This window comes from Paenibacillus sp. AK002 (genome assembly GCF_053903045.1).
In genome coordinates this window covers 4,558,733-4,583,534 of record NZ_CP096377.1, presented here as the reverse complement: position 1 = coordinate 4,583,534, position 24,802 = coordinate 4,558,733, and the positions used below count along the sequence as shown (strand labels likewise).

Annotated in this window: 24 protein-coding genes; all 24 read left to right on the top strand. The window is 51.1% G+C overall.

The annotated features are described in order from the left end of the window. Positions 1-43: 43 nt before the first annotated feature. The 24 genes from M1D70_RS20290 to infB all read left to right on the top strand — a co-directional run bounded on the left by M1D70_RS20290 (position 44) and on the right by infB (position 24,790). Entirely contained in the window at positions 44-505 is a 462-nt protein-coding gene (locus M1D70_RS20290; protein ID WP_009594767.1) for a chemotaxis protein CheW, read from the top strand. A gap of 36 nt (positions 506-541) precedes the next feature. Next, positions 542-1,135 carry a chemotaxis protein CheC gene (locus M1D70_RS20285; protein ID WP_285857496.1) on the top strand — a complete coding sequence of 198 codons (594 nt, stop codon included), beginning with the start codon at positions 542-544 and terminating at the stop codon, positions 1,133-1,135. Next, entirely contained in the window at positions 1,128-1,625 is a 498-nt protein-coding gene (locus tag M1D70_RS20280) for a chemotaxis protein CheD (RefSeq protein WP_456287775.1), read from the top strand. The genes M1D70_RS20285 and M1D70_RS20280 overlap by 8 nt, the downstream gene beginning before the upstream one ends. 2 nt (positions 1,626-1,627) lie before the next feature. Continuing rightward, positions 1,628-2,032, top strand: a complete 405-nt coding sequence (locus tag M1D70_RS20275) for a hypothetical protein (protein WP_456287774.1) — start codon at positions 1,628-1,630, stop codon at positions 2,030-2,032. A gap of 15 nt (positions 2,033-2,047) precedes the next feature. Continuing rightward, positions 2,048-2,836 carry a FliA/WhiG family RNA polymerase sigma factor gene (locus M1D70_RS20270; protein ID WP_009594718.1) on the top strand — a complete coding sequence of 263 codons (789 nt, stop codon included), beginning with the start codon at positions 2,048-2,050 and terminating at the stop codon, positions 2,834-2,836. Between the two features lie 30 nt (positions 2,837-2,866). Next, entirely contained in the window at positions 2,867-4,276 is a 1,410-nt protein-coding gene (locus tag M1D70_RS20265; protein WP_009594724.1) for a DUF342 domain-containing protein, read from the top strand. A 58-nt stretch (positions 4,277-4,334) separates the two neighbouring features. Beyond that, positions 4,335-4,646: a hypothetical protein gene (locus tag M1D70_RS20260; protein ID WP_456287773.1), complete on the top strand. Its 312-nt coding sequence runs from the start codon at positions 4,335-4,337 to the stop codon at positions 4,644-4,646. Positions 4,647-4,671: 25 nt separating this feature from the next. Next, the gene (locus M1D70_RS20255; RefSeq protein WP_009594748.1) at positions 4,672-5,217 is read left to right on the top strand and encodes a DUF6115 domain-containing protein; all 546 of its coding nucleotides are present in this window, start codon (positions 4,672-4,674) and stop codon (positions 5,215-5,217) included. Continuing rightward, positions 5,214-5,828: a hypothetical protein gene (locus tag M1D70_RS20250; RefSeq protein WP_456287772.1), complete on the top strand. Its 615-nt coding sequence runs from the start codon at positions 5,214-5,216 to the stop codon at positions 5,826-5,828. The genes M1D70_RS20255 and M1D70_RS20250 overlap by 4 nt, the downstream gene beginning before the upstream one ends. Before the next feature lie 238 nt (positions 5,829-6,066). Beyond that, positions 6,067-6,765, top strand: a complete 699-nt coding sequence (rpsB, locus tag M1D70_RS20245; protein ID WP_009594753.1) for a 30S ribosomal protein S2 — start codon at positions 6,067-6,069, stop codon at positions 6,763-6,765. Between the two features lie 236 nt (positions 6,766-7,001). After that, positions 7,002-7,652 (top strand): translation elongation factor Ts, encoded by a 651-nt coding sequence (tsf, locus tag M1D70_RS20240; RefSeq protein WP_009594741.1) that lies wholly within the window; start codon positions 7,002-7,004, stop codon positions 7,650-7,652. A gap of 297 nt (positions 7,653-7,949) precedes the next feature. Continuing rightward, positions 7,950-8,678 (top strand): UMP kinase, encoded by a 729-nt coding sequence (gene pyrH / locus M1D70_RS20235; RefSeq protein ID WP_006211297.1) that lies wholly within the window; start codon positions 7,950-7,952, stop codon positions 8,676-8,678. Beyond that, a complete protein-coding gene (gene frr / locus M1D70_RS20230) occupies positions 8,678-9,232 on the top strand; it encodes a ribosome recycling factor (protein ID WP_009594750.1) in 555 nt (184 codons plus the stop codon). Before pyrH ends, frr begins: the two co-directional genes overlap by 1 nt. A gap of 73 nt (positions 9,233-9,305) precedes the next feature. Beyond that, positions 9,306-10,073 carry an isoprenyl transferase gene (locus M1D70_RS20225; protein WP_009594721.1) on the top strand — a complete coding sequence of 256 codons (768 nt, stop codon included), beginning with the start codon at positions 9,306-9,308 and terminating at the stop codon, positions 10,071-10,073. Between the two features lie 20 nt (positions 10,074-10,093). Then, entirely contained in the window at positions 10,094-10,894 is an 801-nt protein-coding gene (locus M1D70_RS20220; protein WP_009594697.1) for a phosphatidate cytidylyltransferase, read from the top strand. 17 nt (positions 10,895-10,911) lie between these two features. Continuing rightward, positions 10,912-12,051 (top strand): 1-deoxy-D-xylulose-5-phosphate reductoisomerase, encoded by a 1,140-nt coding sequence (locus M1D70_RS20215; RefSeq protein ID WP_456287771.1) that lies wholly within the window; start codon positions 10,912-10,914, stop codon positions 12,049-12,051. A 137-nt stretch (positions 12,052-12,188) separates the two neighbouring features. Further along, positions 12,189-13,457, top strand: coding sequence for an RIP metalloprotease RseP (gene rseP, locus M1D70_RS20210; protein WP_456290471.1), 1,269 nt, complete (start codon positions 12,189-12,191; stop codon positions 13,455-13,457). Between the two features lie 210 nt (positions 13,458-13,667). Next, positions 13,668-15,125 carry a proline--tRNA ligase gene (proS, locus tag M1D70_RS20205; protein ID WP_009594764.1) on the top strand — a complete coding sequence of 486 codons (1,458 nt, stop codon included), beginning with the start codon at positions 13,668-13,670 and terminating at the stop codon, positions 15,123-15,125. 250 nt (positions 15,126-15,375) lie between these two features. After that, a complete protein-coding gene (locus M1D70_RS20200) occupies positions 15,376-19,692 on the top strand; it encodes a PolC-type DNA polymerase III (protein WP_009594777.1) in 4,317 nt (1,438 codons plus the stop codon). Between the two features lie 179 nt (positions 19,693-19,871). Then, positions 19,872-20,333, top strand: coding sequence for a ribosome maturation factor RimP (gene rimP / locus M1D70_RS20195; RefSeq protein ID WP_009594781.1), 462 nt, complete (start codon positions 19,872-19,874; stop codon positions 20,331-20,333). Between the two features lie 32 nt (positions 20,334-20,365). Next, complete coding sequence (gene nusA / locus M1D70_RS20190) at positions 20,366-21,463, top strand: transcription termination factor NusA (protein WP_009594773.1); 1,098 nt, start codon at positions 20,366-20,368, stop codon at positions 21,461-21,463. Between the two features lie 25 nt (positions 21,464-21,488). Beyond that, positions 21,489-21,800 carry an RNase P modulator RnpM gene (gene rnpM, locus M1D70_RS20185; protein WP_009594698.1) on the top strand — a complete coding sequence of 104 codons (312 nt, stop codon included), beginning with the start codon at positions 21,489-21,491 and terminating at the stop codon, positions 21,798-21,800. Beyond that, positions 21,793-22,116, top strand: coding sequence for a YlxQ family RNA-binding protein (locus M1D70_RS20180; RefSeq protein WP_175320809.1), 324 nt, complete (start codon positions 21,793-21,795; stop codon positions 22,114-22,116). The genes rnpM and M1D70_RS20180 overlap by 8 nt, the downstream gene beginning before the upstream one ends. Then, the gene (gene infB, locus M1D70_RS20175; protein WP_009594775.1) at positions 22,109-24,790 is read left to right on the top strand and encodes a translation initiation factor IF-2; all 2,682 of its coding nucleotides are present in this window, start codon (positions 22,109-22,111) and stop codon (positions 24,788-24,790) included. The genes M1D70_RS20180 and infB overlap by 8 nt, the downstream gene beginning before the upstream one ends. The last annotated feature ends 12 nt before the right edge of the window (positions 24,791-24,802 follow it).

Genomic DNA, 24,802 nt, shown 5'->3' with positions numbered 1-24,802 from the left:
TATCAAGCACGGCAGGCCACACATTCTGAAGGAGGACTTATTCATGGGAGAAGAAATCAAGGTTATCGTCTTTAGACTTGGCGAGGAAGAATACGGCATCGAGGTGGACAAGGTTCAAACCATCGAAAGAATGATGCCCATTACGCGCGTTCCCAAAACCTTCGCTTTCGTAAAAGGGGTAATCAACCTGCGAGGCGTCGTCATCCCAGTGATCAATCTGCGCGGCCGATTCGGTCTGGAAGAGGTTGAAGCTACCGATCAAACACGGGTTATTATCGTGGCAGTCAATGATATGCAGGTTGGCTTTATCGTGGATTCGGCAAGTGATGTCATCGATCTGAATACGGACAGCATTGACTCTCCACCTGAGGTTGTCGGCGGAATCAAAGCGAAATATCTTCGCGGTGTCGCGAAGGTAGGAGAGGAGCGCCTTCTCGTCATGCTGAATTTGTCCGAAGTGTTGAACAAGAGTGAGATTATTCAGCTGGAAGGCCTTGAGGAGTAGACAGTGGAGCTGTTTAAGCATGGCAAAGAAATCAAAATGGATGTTTTGAAGGAAGTGGGAAACATCGGAGCGGGCAATGCGGCAACCGCCCTCTCCCGTTTGCTTAACAAGCCTATTGATATGGCGGTTCCTAAGGTTCAACTCCTGCCGTTCGAACAGATTGCCGAAAGCGTCGGGGGGAGCGAACAGCTCGTTCTTGCCGTATTTTTACGGGTTGAAGGAAGCGCTCCGGGGAATCTCTTCTTTATTATGAGTCCGGAAGCCGGGAAGAACCTTCTGCTGAATCTGGCGGGCATTGAAGTATCGGAGGAGGAGCCATTCTCCGAGATGGAGCAGTCCGCCTTATGCGAGATCGGAAATATTTTGTCAGGCTCGTACTTATCGTCGCTCGCTGACTTCACGAATCTGTCCATGACACCCACGGTGCCGGCATTGGCAATGGATATGGCAGGTGCCATCCTAAGTTATGGATTGCTGCAGTTCGGAGAAATGGGAGACGATGCCCTCTTAATCAACACGACGTTCCTGGAAGGGCAAAACGAGGTGGAAGGCCAATTCTTCCTCATACCTGATCCACAATCATTTGCTCAAATATTCGAAGCTTTGGGAGTGCCTTTGGAGCATGATTGAAGAACAAACAATAGTGAAAGTAGCCATGGCGGATCTGAACGTCGCAGGTCCGAACGGTATATTGCGTACAACGGGACTCGGCTCATGCGTAGGACTGACGTTATATGATCCGGTCACGAAGATTGGCGGCATGGCGCATGTCATGCTGCCATCCTCGGCGATTGCCAGGGAGGGGCAGCTGAATCTGGCCAAATACGCCGATACGGCTCTTCCCATCCTGCTGAACAAGATGAGGAATTTGGGGGCGTCTCCGGCACGGATGGTAGCCAAAATGGCCGGAGGGGCTCAGATGTTTGCTTTTGCGGGTTCGGGCGATACGATGCGCATCGGTCCCCGGAATGTGGAGTCATGCAAAGCGGGACTCGAGCAGATGGGAATCATGCTGATTGCCGAGGACACCGGAGGAAATTACGGGAGAACCGTTGAGTTGGACTGCGCAACGGGTAAGTTTACAATACGAAGCGTACAAAAGGGCATAAAGGAATTGTAGCGATGATGGGAAAACTCCGTTTTTATCTGATTACCGGAATTGCCGGGTTTGTGTTCACATTTATTTTCTCCATACGTAACAATTTGTGGATGACTAGCATGTATCGGGCGCTGATTGCATGCGCGATCTGGTTTCTTCTGGCGTTCCTGCTGAATTGGATGTTTGCTGCCATTACGGGGCCGCAAGCAGCCGAAAAAGGGGACGCAGGCTCGCAGCGGGAGCAGGACCGAGGAACCGTTCTTGACTTATCCACGCCTGATGAGGATCGGGAATTGATGGATTTGATCCATGCCGAATCCAGCAGCAAAGAGAATGGAGACTTTGTACCGCTGAATCCTCCTAAGCTGGTTTCAACGAAAGATCCTGAAGAACTGGCCAAGGCCGTTCGTCACCTTACGGAAAAATAAGGAGGGTGAAGGCAATTGGACGAACGTAAAACTTCCGTCCTTAACCATGCGGATTTATGGAGCGCATGGAAGGAAGATGGAGACCATGAAGCGAAGAAGAAACTTATCGAATATCATTTGCACATCGTTGACTATGTTTCAAGCCGATTGGCCATCGGTCTTCCGAAGAACGTTTCTAAGGGAGATTTGGCCAGCAATGGGGTAATGGGTCTGATTGACGCCATCGAGAAGTTCGATTACAAACGAGGGCTGCAATTCGAAACCTATGCCTCTTGGCGGGTGCGGGGTGCTATTCTGGATTCGCTGCGCCAAGGGGATTGGGTACCGCGTTCTGTCCGTGAGAAGGCGAAGAAGATTGAAACTGCATATCAGCAGTTGGAACAGAAGTATTTACGCAGCGTCAGTGATTCCGAGATGAGCGATTACCTTGACGTGACCGAGAAGGAGTTCCGGCACATGCTGCAGGAAGTGGCGGTCATGACATTGACATCTTTGGAAGATCCGATCCGCGAGGAGGAGTCTGAGACCCGAATGTCGCTCCTGGTTGATGAGAAAGCGAAGAATCCGGATCACAAGGTCCATGAATTTTATCTGCGAGAAGCCCTGATGAAGGGTATCGGTAAATTAACCCCGAAAGAGCGGACCGTAGTTTCCTTATTATATTATGAGGATTTATCACTCAGCGAAATAGCTGAAGTGATGTCGCTATCACCTTCACGAATATCTCAGCTTCATTCCAAAGCGATTTTGAGACTTCGGGGCGCGCTCGATAAAGATCGGGATTTGCTGATGCAAAACGATTGACGCTTGCCATTTATGAAGGGGGTTCCTGGATTGTCTGTAGATTATGCATTGGATCAATACTTTAGCGTTTCGCTATCGGATGACAAGGTCGTCGCCTATATACAGTTCACCAAGTGGGAGAAGGATTTTTCTTGCTCCGTCGAGGCTCTTGAACAGTTTCTCAGAAGCCATCAGATTCGGTATGGCATTCAATATGATACCTTGCGGCGAATTGCGGACCATGGGGAGGAATATCAATATAGCAAAACGCCGATTGCCATGGGAACGGAACCGACGCACGGACAGAACGGTAAGATTCAATTTACCGTTGATTTCGGGAATGAGACGAATCTGAAGCCGCTGGAGGACGAGGACGGCAAAGTGGACTACAAAGAAGTGATTCGTTTAAATAATGTAAAGAAGGGGCAGCTGCTGGCTACCCGAATCCCGCCTACGAAGGGTGTGCCTGGAACCGCGGTCACCGGTGAAGAGATACCGAGCAAGCCGGGAAAGGAAGCACATTTCAAGGTGGGAAAGAACGTGGTGGTCAACGCCGAGAAAAGCGCCATGTATGCCGCGCTTGACGGACTGCTCACCAAAACCGAAAAAGGCAAAATCAATGTGTTCCCGGTATATGAAATTAACGGGGACGTGGATTACAGCATTGGCAATATCGATTTTGTCGGTACGGTGGTCATTCGCGGGAATGTGCTGACCGGGTTCAAAATCAAGGCGGCAGGGGACATTCGAGTCACGGGCTTTGTGGAAGGTGCCGAGCTGGAGGCTGAAGGATCCATTGATATATCAGGCGGGATCATCGGTTATAACAAGGGTTACGTTAAGGCGGGCCAGGACGTCAAAAGCTCGTTCATTCAGGATGGCAACGTCGTTGCGGGCGCCAGCGTATTCGTGTCGCAGAGCATCATGCATTCCAATATACGGGCCGTCCAGAATATCGAATGCAACGGGATGAAAGGGCTCGTGGTGGGCGGCATTCTGCAAGCCGGGGAAAAGGTCGTTGCGCGCACGATCGGAAACAGCATGTCGACGGCTACCGTCATTGAAGTGGGCGTTCTTCCCGAGCTGCGGAATGAACTGGCGGATTTAAGGGCCCAATTGAAGCTTTCGTTAGAGAGCATGGACAAAACCGATAAAGCGCTTTATCTCTTGAACCAGTTGGCTTCCTCCGGACAATTGTCGCCGGACAAGCTGGCGCTGCGAATCAAGCTGAATGCGACCAAAAAATCCAACATGGCAGAGCAAGCCGACATTAAGGAACGCATGCTGGAAATCGAGAAGATGCTGGAGGATACCGGCAAAGCTAGAGTGAATGTGGTAAAGACGATCTACGGCGGCGCCAAAATCGTTATCGGGCGGTACACCCGATTTGTTAAGGATCCCACGCAGCGGGTCTCTTTTTACTATCATGAAGGAGATATCACCATGGTTCCGTTGTTGTAGGAATGAAAGACAATTACAATGCTTGCGGACATGATCCCTATACCATGAGGTGATTCCATTGAGTTTAAAATCGGTTGAGATGCAAATTGCGGTCCCGAGAACCAATGAAGCGGGCAAGGTTCATAACGAATTCCAGCAGCGGCCGCAGAACGAACAGATGCTGTTAGCAGGTGAACAAACCAAGAACAGCCGGGCCGAAGCCCAGCGAAGCACGGAAGTGAGCGAGACGGCCGAAACAGCCGTGCGGGATGACGGGAGCCGCCAGTCCTCAGGCCAGCAGCAAGGGCGGGGGTCTGCAGAAGCGGTCGAGACTTTGGAACAGCCGGCGGAGCATCCCTATAAAGGCAAAAATTTCGATGTTTCGCTCTAGATAATTTATAGGCACAAAGGAGTTAATGGATTTGAAACCGTGGATATATATCGTGCTGCTAGGCATTGCGGCCGTGCTGTATGCTTTCATGCTGCCGAAACGCCGGGAAGAGACCGTGTCCAGCGAGCGGGTTGTAAAGGAAGTCGAGAACACGCTTGAAGGATACATGGCGGAAATCCAGAACGAGAACGAGCAGCTGGTCGAGCTGGTTAGTCAAATGAAGAAAGAACTTGATGCCAAGCAGCAAGCGCATCAGGAGCAGGTCAGCGATTTGCGGCAGCGCATGCTGGCCATGGAGCAGAAAATGACCGAATCGCAAACGCGTCTTCGAACGGCTGAAGAGAAGCTGGCGCAGGCAGCTGCGGCGGCTTCTTTGTCTGCAGAAGCGGCTGCAGCGTCATCGGAGGCGGATCATGCCCCTCCGGTCCATTCCATCAAATCCAGATACGCGGAACTGTTTGATTTATATGAACAAGGCAAATCTATCGATATGATAGCCAAGTCCACGGGACTTCAGCGAGGCGAAGTTCAACTCATTATCCAGTTGGCCAAACAGGAGGAATCCGTGTGATCAAGAACCGAATGTTTATGATGGGCCTCGGGAGCGGTCTGGTGATCGCCGCTGTGCTGCTGCAGCTGATGTGGATCGGCCAAGGTGCAACCGCTTCGGAGACAAAGGAGTTAACGAAGGAGCAGCTGGTGGCTGCAGCAGAGGCTTTGGATATGCAGGTCGTCGAAGGTACGGACGAGCTGATGACGGCGGAGCAGTGGGAAGAGAAGAGGCTGGGCGAGGGAGAAGGCGAGTCCGAAGGTGCCGAACCGGTCGATAAGCCTGAAGCGACGAAGCCTGAGGCGCCGAAGAAACCGGAGAGCCCGGAGAAGCCTGAAACGGACGCGCAGAAGAAACCGGAACCTTCTTCCCAGGTAACGAATCCGGCCAAGCCGAAAACACCGGCTAAAGCGGAGGCGTCTATTCAAGTAAAGATTCCGTCCGGAAACAATCTCAGCGATGTAGCAAACAGCCTTTTGAATGCCGGCGTCATTGACAACAAACAGGCATTCATCAATAAAGCTACCGAGAATAAAATCAACACCAGAATCCTGAGCGGTACGTACTCGTTTACGATCGGCGAGAGCTACAATTCGATTATCACAAAGATCACAACAAAACCCTCCAACTAGCACTCCGGTTGAGAGTGGTTTTTTTCTTTATTGTTACTCTTCAAGCCCCTGATTGGCTTGAGCTGGTCATGCACACAAAAGACATTGCAACCTGCCCATGGTTATGTTATAGTAATTGACGGTGTTAAAACACACGCCAGAGTGATTCCGTTGAGGGTGCTTCCTGGAATGGGAGTCTTAATGGAAAATGATCTTGGCGGAGGGACACACAAAAACCAAACTTAGGAGGTGCGTGAAGATGGCAGTAATTTCCATGAAACAGCTTTTGGAAGCTGGCGTTCACTTCGGTCACCAGACTCGTCGCTGGAACCCGAAAATGGATAAATTTATCTTCACTGAAAGAAACGGTATCTACATTATCGACCTGCAAAAAACGGTCAAGAAAGTTGAAGAAGCATTCAACTTCGTAAAAAGCGTAGCTGGTGAGAACGGTACAATCCTGTTCGTCGGCACGAAAAAACAAGCTCAAGATTCCGTGAAGGAAGAAGCAGAGCGTTGCGGCATGTTCTACATCAACCAACGTTGGCTCGGCGGAACTCTGACTAACTTCGAAACGATCCAAAAGCGTATCAACCGCTTGAAGCAGCTCGAAACTTGGGAAGAAGACGGCACGTTCCAAGTATTGCCTAAGAAAGAAGTCATCCTTCTCCGCAAAGAGAAAGATCGTCTTGAGAAATTCCTGGGCGGTATCAAGAACATGAAGGGCCTTCCAAGCGCATTGTTCGTTATCGATCCTCGCAAAGAGCGCATCGCTGTTGCGGAAGCTCGCAAATTGGGTATCCCAATCGTCGGTATCGTTGATACGAACTGCGATCCGGATGAAATCGACTATGTAATTCCAGGTAACGATGACGCGATCCGCGCTGTCAAATTGTTGACTGGTAAAATGGCCGATGCCGTTGTTGAAGCTCACCAAGGCGAAGAAACAACAGCTTAATCGGGATTAAACGTATAAACCATGAATTAAATGAAAAGGGTGGTTGGTAGGTGTATAACCTCTCACTGCCCTTTTTTTAAGATGTCAGGCCGGATTGCGCTACGAACATCAGCTTCTGGCAGGGCAAGGGAAACAAATACTTAAGCGGTCCGGAATTCTTGGAGAGCACGTCGAAGGACGGCTGCTTCCAGATTCCGACCGCCATACTTGATCATACCAATATGGAGGGAATTCTAATGGCAGTAACAGCTAGTGCGGTAAAAGAACTTCGCGAAAGAACAGGCGCGGGCATGCTCGATTGCAAAAAAGCGCTCGACGAAACAAACGGTGATATCGAAAAAGCGATCGCGGTGCTTCGCGAGAAAGGCTTGTCCGCAGCGGCTAACAAAGCTGGACGCGTTGCAACGGAAGGCGTTGTCGAGTCTTACATTCACGGTGGCGGACGCATCGGCGTTCTCGTGGAAATCAACTGTGAAACAGACTTCGTAGGCAAAACGGATCAATTTAAAGAGTTTGCTCGCGATATCGCAATGCATATTGCTGCTGCAAACCCTAAATACGTTCGTCGTGAAGAAGTACCTAGTGACGAGCTTGAGAAAGAAAAAGAAATTTTGAAAAACCAAGCCCTGAACGAAGGCAAGCCTGAAAAAATCGTTGAGAAAATGGTTGAAGGCCGCATCAACAAATACTATGAAGAGTATTGCTTGCTTGAGCAGCCTTTCATCAAGGATCCGGACAAAACGATCAGCACGCTGCTTAACGAAAAAATCAGCACAATCGGCGAGAACATCTCCATTCGTCGTTTTGCCCGTTTCGAATTGGGCGAAGGCTTGGAGAAAAAACAAGACAACTTCGTAGAAGAAGTTATGGCCCAGGTGAATAAATAAGCCGGATAGGCTAATATAAGTTATAGAAAAGAGTGGAACACACCTGTGTTCCTTCTTTTTTAAGAGATATAAAGGCATAAGAGAGATAAGATTGTTATAAATTCGGAGTAAAGACTACCCTTATCTCACAAGAAAGAATGGACTTAGGTCTTGATTAGACGACCAGAAGTTTCTACTTGAGACGGATGTTTTTACCCGATTTTTATAAACCGTCAAGCAGTGCCGGTGTGTCTGTCTGTCGTTTTTCAAACGGGCGTCGTATACTTAAGGCGCCGTCTTAAAGTGGAGGGTTATCATTTGGAACAGCCTGTATATAAACGAGTGATATTGAAAGTCAGTGGGGAATCCCTTTCAGGGCAGAATGGATATGGTATTGATGCTGAGACGATCTCATCGATCGCTGAGCAGGTTCGCGAGGTTGTCGAGCTTGGTGTGGAGGTCGCGATCGTATGCGGCGGCGGCAACATCTGGCGCGGTATCGCCGGCAGCGCGAACGGAATTGACCGTGCGACAGCGGACTATATGGGAATGCTCGCAACGGTGATGAACTCTTTGGCCCTTCAGGATGCTTTGGAGCAAATCGATGTGCCGACCCGGGTGCAAACCTCGATCTCCATGCAGCAAATTGCAGAGCCGTATATTCGCCGCAGAGCCATTCGGCATTTGGAAAAGGGCCGTGTCGTTATTTTTGCGGCAGGAACAGGGAACCCATACTTCTCCACCGATACGACTGCAGCGCTTCGCGCCGCGGAAATCGAAGCAGAAGTGATTCTTATGGCGAAGAACAAGGTGGACGGAGTGTACTCCGCTGATCCATTTAAGGATGAAACTGCCGAGAAGTACGAGCAGCTGACGTATCTAGACGTATTGAACAAAAACCTTGGGGTAATGGACTCTACAGCTTCATCGTTATGTATGGACAACAACATCCCGCTCATCGTCTTCGCTATTACGGAGCAAGGTAATATCAAGCGCGTCGTTCTGGGCGAGAAAATCGGAACGATCGTTAAAGGGAGTGTAGACTAATGCCGCAATCGGTGAAAAAGAATGCAGAAGAACGCATGGAAAAAGCGATCCTGTCTTTGAAACGTGACTTGGCAACTCTGCGCGCAGGGCGGGCAGCGCCGGCGCTCCTCGACCGGATCACGGTGGAATACTACGGAGCGCAAACTCCGCTGAATCAGCTGGCTAACATCAGCACGCCGGATTCCAGAACGCTCATGATTCAGCCTTGGGACAAGTCGTCCTTGGCGGATATCGAGAAAGCGATCATGAAATCGGATATCGGATTGACACCGGCGAACGATGGTAATCAAATTCGTCTCGTCGTACCTGCACTGACGGAAGAACGCAGAACCGAACTGGTGAAAATGACGAAGAAATTCGGCGAGGAAGCGAAAGTGGCCATCCGCAACATTCGCCGTGATGCCAACGACGACATCAAAAAATTGGAGAAAACGGATATTTCCGAGGACGAGTCCCGGAGACATCAGGAAGATATCCAAAAAGCGACGGATAAATTTATCGCAGAAGTCGACAAAGTCCTCGTTGCAAAAGAAAAAGAGATTATGGAAGTATAAGAGACTTGTGGCCCCTCCTGTCAATGGTGGGGTTTGTCTCTTTTTTTGCAGAAAGATGCCTGGAGGAAATGGAATGATCAAACGGGTTCGATCGTGGTTGAATCAGGAGGACAGTCAGCAGACGCATCAGCTCTCTCCGGACAACATCCCGCATCATGTTGCCATCATCATGGATGGCAATGGGCGTTGGGCGAAACGGCGCGGCATGCCGCGGATCGTTGGCCATCAGAATGGCATGAAGGCTGTCAAAAGAGCTGCCATAGCCGCCGATGAGTTGGGAATCAAAATATTGACGATGTATGCTTTCTCTACGGAAAACTGGACGCGTCCGAAGGATGAGGTCGATTTTCTGATGAAGCTTCCGCAGGAGTTTCTGGCTATTGAGCTGGAAGAGCTGATCGAGAAAAATGTCCAGGTCCGCATGATGGGGCATCCGGAAGACCTTCCGTCCCATACCGTGTCTGCGATGGAAGAAGCTGTTGCGAAAACTGCCGGCAATGACGGGCTTGTGCTTAACTTTGCGCTCAATTACGGCAGCCGGAAAGAGATCACCGAAAGTGTCAAGGCGCTCGGACGGGAAGTGCGAGACGGAATTCTCCGTCCTGAGGACATTACAGAGGAACTGATTGGCCAGCGGCTCCTCACAGGCGAATTGCCGGATCCGGATTTACTGATCCGCACAAGCGGCGAGCTGCGGCTGAGCAATTTTATGTTGTGGCAGCTCGCGTACAGCGAGTTATGGTTTACGGATGCCTATTGGCCGGAGTTCACCAAAGACCATTTGGTGGAGGCCGTAGCCGATTATCAACAAAGAACTAGGCGCTACGGTGGACTGTCGTAGCCGATGGAGGATGGAACGTTTTGAAACAGCGATTGATTACCGGAATTATAGCGGGAGCGGTCTTTTTAGGATTATGTTTCATAGGCGGTCTGTGGTACCATCTTCTGATTCTGGCGATGGCGCTAGTCGGTTACTATGAGTTTGTGCGCATGACCCATACGGCACCGTTCGGGGGAACGGCATGGATCGGGTATGCGGGAGTGCTGCTGCTTGTATTTCCATGGGGTCCGCTTGATCTGAAACTTCCGATCCCATGGGAACATGTGCTTTGGCTCCTGCTGCTCTTATTTTTGCTGGCGACGGTGACCACGAAAAATACGATAGATATCAAACGGATCTCTTTATTGTTTTTGGCATCGGTCTATATCGGCATCGGATTTTCCTTCATAGCCGAATCTCGGCATGCTCCGGACGGGCATGGCGTATTTTGGACTTTTTTGCTGCTGGCCTCGATCTGGGCAAGTGATGCGGGAGCGTATTTTGTCGGCCGCGCCATGGGGCGCCATAAATTATGGCCTTCCATAAGCCCGAACAAAACGGTGGAGGGTGCGCTCGGCGGTGTGATCATCGCCGTGTTCACGTCGCTGCTCTTTTCATTCTTCTCAGATGGAATCCTGACGGCTGGACATGCGGTTCTGATTGGGCTTTCCTGCGCCGTTATCGGCCAGCTCGGCGACTTGGTGCAATCCGCCTATAAACGGGTGTATGACATCAAGGATTCGGGCAAGCTGCTGCCGGGACATGGAGGAATACTGGATCGATGCGACAGTTGGATCGTCGTATTTCCGTTTGTACATATATTGAGTCTCCTGCCTTACTGATGAAAGGAAAGATGAGCATGAAGAAGATCAGCGTACTCGGCTCCACGGGCTCCATTGGCACCCAAACCTTGGATGTGGTGAGGATGCACCGGGAACAATTTCAGATTGAAGGCTTGGCTGCGGGGAGCAATAAGGAATTGCTGCTTCAGCAGGTTCAGGAGTTTTCTCCGCGAAAAGTGTCCGTTGCGACGAAAGAGCTTGCTGACAGCATAAGGCATGATCTTCCTGCCGGAACCGAAGTGTTTCATGGCCATGAAGGCCTGATCGAGATTGCGGCAGCGACAGACGCCGAGCTGGTCGTTACTGCGGTCGTTGGAAGTTTAGGCCTTTCTTCTACGCTTGCGGCCATTAACGAGGGGAAGACGATCGGGCTTGCCAATAAGGAAACATTGGTTACCGCAGGTCACCTGGTTACCGCTCAAGCCGCTGCAAAAGGGGTTAAGCTCTTGCCGATCGACAGCGAGCATTCCGCCATATTCCAATGCTTGAACGGAGAACGGCATGAAGATATCGAACGGATTACGCTGACCGCTTCCGGCGGGTCGTTCCGGGATTACACCCGCGATCAGCTGGTTAACGTTACGGTGGAGGATGCGCTTAAGCATCCAAACTGGTCCATGGGAGCCAAAATCACGATCGATTCTGCGACCATGGTCAATAAAGGGCTTGAGGTCATTGAAGCGCATTGGTTGTACGGCATACCGTACGACAATATTTCCGTGCTTCTCCACCCGGAAAGCATCATCCATTCTTTTGTGGAGTTCCGCGATTCCAGCATTATCGCGCAGCTCGGCAACCCGGACATGCGGGTCCCGATTCAATATGCGCTGACTTATCCCGAGCGGTGGTCTTCGCCTGCACCAAGGCTCTCCTTGGCAGAAGCAGGAAAGCTGCACTTCCGGGAAATGGACCTTGAGCGTTTTCCTTGTTTAAGGCTCGCTTATGAATGTGGTAAAATGGGTGGTACAGCGCCAACGGTATTCAATGCGGCCAATGAAATCGCGGTCGCCCGCTTTCTCCGCGGCGAAATCTCTTTTCTACGAATCGAAGAGATTATCGAGGAAGTGCTGCATCGTCACCATAACGTGCCGGAACCGGCGCTGGAGACGATTGAAGAGAATGATCGGATTGCACGTGAAATAGCTTCCCGACTATAAGTTTTGAAGTGTTTTTGAAATCTCCCTTGAAAAAAAGCGGACAGCTTGTGATTCTCTTGTGGACGACAGGAGAATAATGATAATCTATAGGGACATACTGCGTTCTCAGAGGAAAAGGGGGATGTAAAGAATTGGAAATGGTTCGGGTCGTTTTTTTAACGGTGCTCATGTTTTTTGTGATCGTTACCGTGCACGAATGGGGTCACTATTATTTTGCCCGGCGTGCCGGAATCTTGGTACGCGAGTTCGCGATTGGATTTGGTCCTAAGCTGTTCTCATATAAACGCCATGAAACGCAGTTCACGCTTCGTCTTCTCCCGTTCGGCGGATATGCCCGCATGGCCGGAGAAGATCCGGAACTTGTCGAGATTCAGCCCGGTCAGACGATTGCGGTTCGAGTGAACGCAGAGAATCAAGTGAAAAAGATTTATCTGGATCAACTCGACAACCGTAAAAATGTCATTCGCGGCGAAGTCCAGTTTATGGACATGGTGGACCGTTTGTCGGTTAGGCTTGATGTGGATGGTGAATTTCAGCAGTACGAGATCCATCCGCAAGCATTAACGGTAGCTAAAGGTGTCGAGACGCAGATCGCACCGAGAGACCGCCAGTTCGGCAGCAAGACCGTCGGCCAAAGAGCGCTTGCGATATTTGCCGGCCCTGTCATGAACTTTATTTTGGCCTTCGTGCTGTTTGCCCTTCACATTCAGATGGCCGGTATACCGGTCGAGAATCCAACCTACGTACAGATTGGCGAGATTACGAAAGGCATGCCAGCAGACGAAGCGGATCTGAAAGAGGGCGACATCATCGAGAGCATCAATGGAACGGCGATTGGGGCCGATTATCAGAAGATGATCGAATTGATTGCGGCCTCCAAGGACAAGCCGATGGAATGGACCGTACGTCGGGGCGAGGAATCTTTCGATTTGACGTTGACGCCTCGGACCATGGAGGGCCAGGAAGGCGGCAAGGTCGGGATCGTTCCTGAGCTTCCTACCCGATCCGCAGGGCTTGGAGAGACGATTACCGGCTCCGGGACGGCGATGGTTGACACCACCAATATTATTTTCCAGGGCTTCAGACAGTTGATTCAGAAGTTTTCCATGGATGATTTAGGCGGTCCTGTGCGCACCTTTGAGGTCACGGGGCAAATCGCCAAACAGGGTATCGAACAGTTGACCTATTGGGCGGCCATTCTAAGCTTGTACCTGGGCATATTCAACCTGCTGCCGATTCCGGCGCTGGATGGAAGCCGGCTCGTATTCTTGGGGATCGAGGCATTACGGGGCAAGCCGGTTGACCCGAACAGGGAAGGCATGGTTCACTTTATCGGGTTTGCGATGCTGTTCCTGTTAATGATTGCCGTCACCTATAACGATATTTTGCGATTGATCAACGGATAGACCTTAAGGTACGGCTCGGTGCGCCAGCCGCGACGAAAGCCGTACCTTTTTCTATTGTTAGCGGAGTTTCACGCATAACTGAGTTGCTATAATACAGGGCGCGCTTTATAGCCGCGGCCCGTTCACACATATCGCCAATAACGTCCAGTCAAGCCGCCTGAATGAACGGCTTAGACCATGCGTTTTATTAATGGGAGGAACACGATTTATATGTCTAAGGAATCGAAGGATAAACAATTCGTGACGGAGATCACGCCGCAAGGAGAAGATTTCTCGCGCTGGTACATCGATGTCATCAAAAAAGCGGACTTGATGGATTATTCCCCAGTCCGGGGCTGCATCGTCTTTAAACCGGACGGTTATGAAATTTGGGAGCATATCCAAGCGGAGCTGGATCGGCGCTTTAAGGCAACGGGACATCGGAACGCTTATTTCCCGTTGTTCATTCCGGAGAGCTTTTTCCAGAAAGAGAAGGAGCATGTGGAAGGTTTCAATCCAGAGCTGCCATGGGTGACCGAAGCGGCGGGCGAGAAGCTTGAAGAGCGTCTGGCTATTCGTCCGACTTCCGAAACGATGTTCGGGCACATGTATTCCAAATGGATTCAATCCTATCGTGATCTTCCTGTGCTGATCAATCAGTGGGCCAACGTGGTGCGCTGGGAGAAGCGCACGCTGCCGTTCCTCCGCACCAGCGAGTTTTTATGGCAAGAGGGTCATACCGCGCATGAAACGGAAGCGGAAGCAAGAGGGGAAACCATGCAAATGCTCGATATCTATCAGCAATTCGTAGAGGACTATCTCGCGATTCCGGTGATCAAGGGGCAGAAGACGCCTTCGGAGAAATTCGCGGGTGCCGTGGACACGTTCTCCATCGAAGCGATGATGAAAGACGGTCGGGCTGTACAAGCAGGCACATCACACTACATGGGTACCAACTTCTCGCAAGCTTTCGATATTCAATATTTGAACCGTGAAAATACGCTGGAATACGCACATACGACTTCCTGGGGCGTCAGCACGCGTCTTATCGGCTCCTTGATTATGGTCCATGGGGACGACCGGGGATTGGTGCTTCCTCCAAAAGTTGCGCCGACTCAAGTGATCATGATTCCAATCGGGCCTCCGAAGACGAGAGACGCCGTCGTGGGCCGTACGGACGAGCTGTTCCGTGAACTGAAATCCGCCGGGATCCGCGTACGGGTGGACGACAATCCGGATGTGCGTCCAGGCTGGAAATTCAATGAGTACGAAATGCGCGGTGTTCCGGTTCGTCTGGAGATCGGGCCTCGTGATATGGAGAATGGCGTCTGCGTGCTCGTTTCCCGCATTACGGGCGAGAAGAAGGTTGTGGAGCAGGCCAACTTGATCCAGGAAGTGCAGAGCATGCTGGAACAGGTGCATCAGGAAATGTTCGATCGTGCGAAGCAGTTCCGCGAGGATCATTTCTATTCGGTGGAGACGCTGGACGAAATGAAGGACAGCATGGAGGACAAGCGCGGGTTTACCTTGGCAGGATGGTGCGGTTCGGAAGCTTGCGAAGACACCGTGAAGCAGGAAACCGGCGCGACGAGCAGAAACATTCCGTTTGAACCGGCCGAGAACAAAACCAAGTGTCTCGTATGCGGCGAGGATGCGAAGCATACGGTGCTGTTCGCGAGAGCGTACTAGGAATTCGATATTATGACTTTCCGGATTGCATGACGAAGGGCAATTGTTCGTCCGCACCGGGGATTCATCATCTGGAGTAAGCTTCCGGATGGCAGTATGACGGACGCTCTCTTTCTCGGGGCAGGACGATGGAGTGCTGCCGGCGGAAGCTTTATTCTGTTTTTTATCCGCTCAACGCGGTCTGTCTATTGTGGATGTACGTCGATAGAAGTTTTTCTTACAGCTTTATGTTATGCAGGGGGAGGGAACCATGGGCACGACTGAAGATAAAAGGAAGCGATTTGAACTGCTGATCAAGCAGGGAGAAGTTCCGGCCAATCTGGTGGAACCCTATTTTTTAGACGGTGTGATTGAACAAGTAGAGACCAGCAGGAACAGCAAGGACTGGAGGATAACCGTTCAGAAGGAGACCTTGGTCCCGGCTGAAGTTTATCGTACATTTTGCCTGAGGATTCAGGAGAAGATGGGACATATCGCAAAGATCAAATTTGTGTTCCGGTATGGAAGCGGCGTTCCGGAGGCCGATATCGTGCAGGAGTATTGGGGCTTGTTTCTGGAGTGGGCACATCGGGAGATTCCGTCGGTCAATGGATGGATGACAAGGGCGAAACACGAGGTGGAAGACGGGCAGGTCCTTCTCTCCATGTCGGATGGCATGTCGCTTGAGCTTGCCCGCAAGAAACAGATCGATGCCGCCATTACCCGCTTCTTCGGGCAGTACTTCGATCTGACACTGCGCGTGAAGATGCAGGTCGGCGATAACGGCCAGGCCGCTTACGAGGAGTTCGAGCAGAGGAAGCGCGAGGAAGAGCGCGAGGTTATCGAACAGATCATGAGCAGCATGGAAGCGGAGCTGGATGCCGAGGACGAGGAAGAAGGCGCCGTTCGGCTTCAGGTTGGATATGATATCAAGGATCAGCCGGTTTCGATTCAGGAGATCCAGGACGAAGAGAAGAAAATTACGATCCAGGGTACCATTTTCGGATTGGACCGCAAGGAGCTCCGAAACGGCAGCACGCTGTTTACCTTCAACTTGACCGATTTCAGCGACTCCTTGCAGATGAAGATGTTTGGCAAAACGAAGGATGACTTGAAGGTCCTGAGCCTTCTTGAGAACGGCAAATGGGTGAAGGCGCGCGGTCGCGTGGAATATGACCGGTTTATGCAGGTGCCGGAGCTGGTGATGATCCCGTCCGACCTCAATGAGGTCCAGTCGCCCCCTTCCCGCAAGGATAACGCCGCCGAGAAGCGGGTGGAATTCCACCTCCATACGACCATGAGCACGATGGACGCGGTCACGCCGATCGACCGGTACATCAAAACCGCGGCCGCATGGGGACATAAAGCGATTGCCGTAAGTGATCACGGCGGTGTGCAATGTTATCCTGACGCAGCCAAGAACGCCAAGAAACACGGAATCAAAATGATGTACGGCGTCGAGGCCAATGTCGTGAACGATGCCGTCAACATCGTGGAACAGGCACAGCCGATTGAACTGAGCAGCGCGACTTACGTGGTATTCGATATTGAAACAACGGGTTTGTCCATCACCGCGAACAAGATCATCGAGCTTGCTGCCGTGAAGATGCACGAAGGCAAGGAGATTGGCCGGTACGCCACGTTTGTCAATCCGCACGAGCGAATTCCGTACCATATCCAGCAATTGACGAACATCAATGACGATATGGTCAAGGATGCTCCTGAACTGGAGCCGGTATTGAAGGAATTTGTTGAATTCGTCGGCGATGGCGTGCTCGTGGCTCATAACGCGCGGTTTGACATGGGGTTCATTCAGGCAGCACTCAAGAATGCAGGCATGGACACGCTGGAGAATCCGTATTTGGATACGCTGGAGCTGGCCCGACTGGTCCATCCGGGACTTAAGAATCACCGTCTTAACACATTGGCGGATAAGTACAAGGTGCTGTTGGAAAGCCATCACCGAGCAATTGACGATACGATTGCGCTGGCTGGAATACTGAACGGGCTCCTTAGCGATGTGGACAAAACCAAAGGCGTCAAGATGCTGGACCGCCTCAATGATTATGTAGGTACGGATCTGTCCAATACCCGTCCGTTCCACTGCGGGATTTATGCTTTGAATATGACGGGCAAGAAAAACCTGTACAAGCTGATCTCCATGTCGCATACCGAATATTTCAAGCGGGTGCCCTGCATCCCGAAATCCAAGCTCCAAGAGATGCGGGACGGACTGCTGGTGCTGTCCGGCTGCGAAAAAGGGGAGTTCTTCGAAACGGTGCTGAACAAGACGGAGGAGGAAGCCGAAGAGATTGCAGGCTTTTACGACGTTCTGGAAATCCAGCCGTTGACGATGTATATGCATTTGGTGGACAAAGGTCTGGTAGGCAGCCCCGAAGAGATCAAAACCGCGATTTCCAAAGTCGTGCGCATCGGCGAGAAGCTGAACAAGCCGGTCATCGCTACAGGGAATGTGCATTATCTGGAACCGCGGGACAAGCTGTTCCGGGACATCACCATCCATGGCATTACCGGCTTCAGCCCGCTCAAGGATATGCGCAAGCCAGACGCGCATTTTCGGACTACGGAAGAGATGCTCCAAGAGTTCGAGTTTTTGGGTCAGGATAAATGTTATGAAGTCGTTGTGACGAACACAAGCGAATTGGCCGACCGCTTTGAAGAGCTGGAATTGTTCCCGGATAAGCTGTTTACGCCGATTCTGGATGGCGCTGATGAAGAAATCCGCAACACCTGCTACGACACGGCCAAGTCCATTTATGGCGAGAACTTGCCGGAAGTCGTAGTGGCCCGGTTGGAAAAAGAGCTTGAGCCAATCATTAAATACGGTTTCTCCGCGAACTATTTGATTTCCGAGAAGCTGGTTAAGAAATCGAACCGGGACGGCTATTTGGTTGGTTCACGGGGTTCCGTAGGCTCCTCCGTCGTAGCGACATTCCTCGGCATATCCGAGGTTAACCCGCTACCCGCCCATTACATTTGCTTGAACAGCGACTGCAAGCACAGCGAATGGTTCCTGGACGGCAGCGTGCCGAGCGGATTCGACTTGCCGGATAAGGCTTGTCCGGAATGCGGAAACATGATGAAAGGCGAGGGACAGGATATACCATTCGAAACCTTCCTGGGTTTTAAAGGGGATAAGGTTCCCGATATCGACTTGAACTTCTCCGGTGAATATCAGCCGCATGCCCATAATTTCACTAAAGAGATGTTTGGCGAGGAAAACGTATTCCGTGCGGGTACCATCGGCACCGTGGCAGAGAAGACAGCGTTTGGCTTTGCCAAAAAATATGAGGAACACAACAACAAACGCTGGCGGGGCGCGGAATTGAACCGGCTGGCATCAGGCTGTACCGGCGTCAAGCGGAGCACGGGCCAGCATCCCGGCGGTATTGTCGTTGTGCCGGATTACATCGAAGTGGAAGAGATTACGCCAGTGCAATTCCCCGCGGACGATGTCAACGCAGAGTGGAAAACGACGCATTTCGATTACCATGCCTTTGAAGCGAATTTGCTCAAGCTGGATATTCTGGGACACGACGATCCGACGATGATGAGAATGCTCCAGGATTTGACCGGGGTGGATCCAACGACGATCCCGATGAACGATCCGAAAGTAATGAGCATGTTCAACTCGACGGAAGCGCTCGGCGTGAAGCCGGAGCAAATACGCTCGCCGGTGGCCACCTTCGGCGTGCCGGAGATGGGAACCAAGTTCGTGCGCCAGATGCTGGTGGAGTCGCAGCCGTCGAGTTTTGCTGACCTTTTGCAAATCTCGGGCCTGTCTCACGGAACCGGCGTATGGCTCGGCAACGCTCAAGAGCTCATCAAGAATGGCACCTGCAACATCAAAACCGTTATTGGTTGCCGCGATGACATCATGCTGTTCCTGATTTACAAGGCCGGCATGGACGCCAGCCTCGCATTTAAGATTACGGAAAGCGTGCGTAAAGGCCGGGGGTTGTCCCAGGAATGGATCGACGAGATGAAGAAATGCAAAGTGCCGCAGTGGTACATTGATTCCTGTCTCAAAATCCAGTACATGTTCCCGAAAGCCCACGCCGCCGCATATGTTATTTCAGCGGTGCGAACGGCTTACTTCAAGCTGTATTATCCGATTGAATACTACGCAACCTACTTCTCGGTACGCGCCGAGGATTTTGATATCGAATTATGCTGTCAGGGCTATGAGGCGATCTACCGCCGGATTGAAGAGATCGAGCAGCTCGGCTTCGGAGCGAGCCCGAAGGAAAAAGGCATGCTGCCGATTCTGGAGATGGCGCTGGAAATGACGGCAAGGGGCTTCTCATTCAAGAACATCGATTTGTATCAATCCGACGCCTTGAGATTCAAGGTGGATGGGGACTCGCTCATTCCGCCGTTCTCTGCGCTTGCGGGAATCGGCGATAACGCCGCCCGCAACATTGCCGCCGCGCGTGAATTCGGAGAATTCCTCTCCATCGAGGACTTCCAGCAAAAATCGAAGGCAAGCAAAACCGCCGTGGAGCTGTTGACCCAAATGGGATGCTTCCGCGGTCTGCCGGAGAGCAACCAGTTGTCATTGTTCTGATTCTTGTCATTCTTTCATGGCCGTGACGCCTTGACAGTCAAGGAGTCATACTTGTCACTATTACCAGACTATGTTATAATTTTTTTGGTAATCATGGAGATAAAACCGTTGTGTAAAGAGTGGGGCAACCCACTCTTTACTCTTTGGTATATAGGAAATCAACTTGGAGGTTATGTTCTTTGAGCACATCAAAGATTAAAACGACTGTGGAAGAAATGGTGCAGCCGTATTTGGACGAACACGGCTTTGAACTGGTAGATGTGGAATACGTTAAGGAAGGAAGCAACTGGTTCTTGCGCGTGTTTGTTGATAAGGACGGCGGCATTGACATTGACGATTGCGGTTTAATCAGTGAACACCTGAGCCAGAAGCTGGACGAGAACGATCCGATTCCGACGGCTTATTTTCTTGAAGTCTCTTCTCCTGGCGCGGAACGTCCCCTGAAGAAAAAAGAGGATGTTGCGAAGTCAGTCGGCAAGAACGTGTTTGTTACGGTATACGAGCCGATTAACGGGTTGAAGGAATTTGAAGGCAAGCTGGAATCCTTTGATAACGAGGAGCTGGTCATTCAGACCGCGAAGAAGCAGCACGTGATTCCATATGCAAAAGTAGCCAGTGCCAGATTGGCCATCATTTTTTAAACGGAAGTTTTGAAAGGGGGAACCGATTTTCAATGAGTATGGATTTTATTGAAGCGATGAATGAGTTGGAAAGAGAGAAGGGCATCAGCAAGGATGTGCTGTTTGAAGCCATTGAAGCGGCACTGATCTCAAGTTACAAGCGCAATTTCAACACGGCGCAAAATGTACGGGTAGACATGAATCGCAACACGGGTGTTATCAAGGTGTTCGCACGGAAGCTGATCGTGGACGAGGTTCTGGATCCGCGCACTGAAATTTCACTGCATGCCGCACGCGAGATCAATCCGCATTTTCAGATCGAAGATATAGCGGAAATCGAGGTTACGCCGCGTGATTTCGGACGGATCGCAGCTCAAACGGCAAAGCAGGTTGTTACCCAGCGCATTAGAGAAGCCGAACGCGGCCTGATCTACAGCGCTTTTATTGACAAGGAAGACGATATCGTTACGGGTACGCTGCAGCGTCAGGATTTGCGCAACATCTATATCGACCTTGGCAAGATCGAAGCGGCGCTGCCGCTTACCGAGCTTATGCCTAACGAGAAGTTCAAGCATGGCGACCGGATCAAAGCGTACATTACGAAGGTTGAGAACACAACCAAAGGGCCGCAGATTATGCTGTCCCGTACGCATCCGGGCCTTTTGAAGCGCCTGTTCGAGCTGGAAGTGCCGGAAATTTTCGACGGCGTCGTGGAAATTCGCTCGGTTGCGCGCGAAGCGGGATTCCGCTCCAAAATTGCGGTGTATTCCCGCAACGATGAAGTCGATCCGGTCGGCTCTTGCGTAGGGCCTAAGGGATTGCGCGTACAAACGATTGTCAATGAGCTTCGCGGCGAAAAAATCGACATCGTGCGTTATTCCGACCAGGTCGAAGAATACGTGGCCAATGCGCTGAGCCCATCCAAAGTGCTTGAAGTCCAAGTATTTGAAGATGAGAAGATGGCGCGCGTAATCGTTCCGGATTACCAACTCTCGCTGGCGATAGGGATCAAAGGCCAGAATGCTCGTCTCGCGGCGAAGCTGACCGGCTGGAAGATTGATATTAAGAGCGAAAGTCAGGCGGAGCAGGAATTTGGCAGACCGAAGTCCCAATCAGGTGAAATGCACCAAGATTCCGTCTCTGTCGATTAATTCCAAATGACGGGGGGTTGTCGTCTTGAAACAGAGAAAGATACCGCTGCGTAAATGTGTGGCGTGTCAGGAAATGATGCCGAAGAAAGAGCTCATCCGGATTGTCAGGACTCCCGATGACGCTGTCCTGATCGATCTCACCGGCAAAAAGTCGGGACGGGGAGCGTATCTATGCGGCAAGGTTTCCTGCTTCAAGCTGGCACACAAAAATAAAGCACTGGATCGAGCGTTGAAACAACATGTGAAGCCTGAGATCTATGAACAGTTGGCACAGGATTTCATCAAGGTTGAGGATGAATTCCTGGCTGCAAAAGAGAGTGCTGCCGATGATGAATAGGGCGCTTTCTCAGCTCGGCCTGGCCATGAGGGCAGGCAAGGTGGTTACCGGAGATGAGATCGTGCTCAAAGCCATCCGGTCTTCTGAAGCAAAATTGGTTATTCTGGCGGGTGACGCCTCAGATAATACAACAAAGAAGTTCCGCGACAAATGCGGTTCTTACAATATCCCTCTGGTAATCGGATTTGACCGGGAAAGTCTGGGCACAAGTGTAGGTAAACCCGAGCGGGTTGTGCTGGCAGTTACGGATCAAGGATTCGCAGAAATGATCTCCAAGAAAATGGAGACAATGTCGGAGGTGGAGTATATTGAGTAAACAGGAAAACAAAGACAATAAACTTCGAGTGTACGAATATGCTAAATCGTTGAACATGAGCAGTAAAGAAATTATCACGATACTTAAGCGTTTGAACGTTCCGGTCAATAACCACATGAGCGTAATGGAAAACGATACGGTGTCCAAGGTAGAGCAGTTCTTCAAAGATATCAAATCGAATGCGGCAGCCAAGCGGGACAGTGGCGACGCTCCCCGAACCGAGAACCGCAAACCTTCGGGTTCCGGAGCGAATGCAGCCGCATCCGTATCCCATGCTAAAACAGAAGGCACTTCCACTAACGTGAGTGCAGACGGCAACCGTAATGGGCAGGACGGTATGCGTCAATCAGGACAACGAGTATCAGGACAACAAGGTCAAAGCCAGCCCAAAAAACAACAGGAAAAGCAGGTAGGTATGAATAGTAGAACGAATTCAAACACACAACATGCTTCAGGTTCCCAGCGTCCCCAAGGAGGGCAGGATACCCGAAGAAACCAATCTGGCTCCGCACAAGGAAGCCAGCAGAATAATCGCAGCCAAGGCGCAAGACCGGGCGGCAGCACGCAGACCGGATCCCGTCCGCAAGGCGGAGGTCAAGGCGGCGGGCGTCCGCAAGGCAATAATCAGGGCGGATCGCGTCCGCAAGGCAATAATCAAGGAGGAACGCGTCCGCAGGGCGGCAACAACCCGGGCGGAGCGCGTCCTCAGAGCAAGCCGGGTGGAACCGGAGGCGGATTCTCAGGATCCAATAACAGCAACGGCCAGAACCGCGGTTCCAGAAACAACAATAACAATCGTTCAGACTCCAAGCGTTTTGATGACAACCGTCAGGGAGGATTCCGTGGCAATAATCGCGGTGGCAAGAACAACCGCGGCCGGAATCAACATAATCAGCAGCCGCCTCGTGAGAAAATCGACAACACGCCGAAGAAAATTATCGTCCGTGGCAACATGACCGTCGGTGAAACGGCGAAGCTGCTTCATAAGGACGCTTCCGAAGTCATCAAGAAGCTGATTTTCCTCGGCGTGATGGCCACCATCAACCAGGAGCTGGATATCGATACGATTCTATTGCTCGCTGGCGAATTCGGTGTAGAAGTCGAAGTGAAAATTCCGGTAGAGGAAGATCGTTTTGAGACCGTTGAAGAAAACGATGCTCCGGAAGAACTGAAAGAGCGTCCACCGGTTGTTACGATTATGGGTCACGTTGACCACGGTAAAACGACGCTGCTGGATGCGATCCGTTCCACGAACGTCTCTAGTGGCGAAGCTGGCGGGATTACGCAGCATATCGGTGCTTACCAAGTCGAGATCAACAACAAGAAGATTACGTTCCTGGATACACCGGGCCACGAAGCGTTTACGGCCATGCGTGCCCGTGGTGCACAAGTAACGGATATGACGATCATCGTGGTTGCGGCTGACGACGGCGTGATGCCACAGACGGTCGAAGCGATTAACCATGCGAAAGCGGCAGGTTTGCCGATCATCGTTGCCGTGAACAAAATCGATAAGCCGGACGCTAACCCGGATAAAGTGAAACAAGAATTGACGGAATACGAGTTAGTGCCTGAAGAATGGGGCGGAGATACCATCTTTGTTAACGTTTCGGCGAAACAGCGGATGGGTCTGGAAGACTTGCTTGAAATGATCCTTCTGGTAGCAGAAGTGAATGAATATAAAGCAAACCCTGATAAACGCGCGCGCGGTACCGTGATTGAAGCTGAGCTTGATAAAGGCAGAGGACCGGTAGCACGCATCCTCGTTCAGCATGGTACGTTGAAAGTGGGCGACGCCTTCGTAGCCGGCAACTGCTTTGGACGTATTCGCGCCATGGTGAACGATAAAGGCCGTCGTTTAAAAGAAGCCGGACCATCAACGCCGGTCGAAATTACCGGTTTGACTGAAGTTCCGGGCGCCGGCGATCCGTTCATGGTGTTTGAGGATGAGCGTAAAGCGCGTAATATCGCTGATAAGCGTGCGATTACCCATCGTCAATCCGAATTGAACACGAATACGCGGGTGACGCTGGATGATCTCTTCCAGCACATTAAAGACGGCGAGATCAAGGATCTTAACGTTATTATCAAAGGTGACGTGCAAGGTTCCGTCGAGGCGCTGAAAGGCTCCTTGAACAAAATCGAAGTGGAAGGCGTTCGCGTCAAGATTATCCATAGCGGTGCCGGTGCCATCACCGAATCCGATATTATTTTGGCAGCTGCCTCCAACGCGATCGTAATCGGGTTTAACGTTCGTCCTGACGTTCAAGCGAAGCAAACCGCCGAGCAGGAGAAGGTTGATATCCGTCTGCACCGTGTAATATATAATGTAATCGAGGAAATTGAGCAAGCTATGAAGGGGATGCTCGATCCGGAGTATAAAGAATCCGTGATCGGTCATGCGGAAGTCCGCAACACCTTTAAAGTGAGCAAAGTGGGTACGATTGCAGGATGTATGGTGACATCCGGTAAAATTACGCGTAACGCAGAAGCTCGCTTGATCCGTGACGGCATTGTCGTTCATGAAGGCAAGATCGATTCCCTCAAGCGCTTTAAAGATGACGCTAAAGAAGTGGCACAGGGTTATGAGTGCGGTATTACCTTGGTAGGCTATAGCGACGTCAAAGAAGGGGACGTAATCGAAGCCTTCATCATGGAGACGGTAGAGCGCTAACGAATGAGGTGA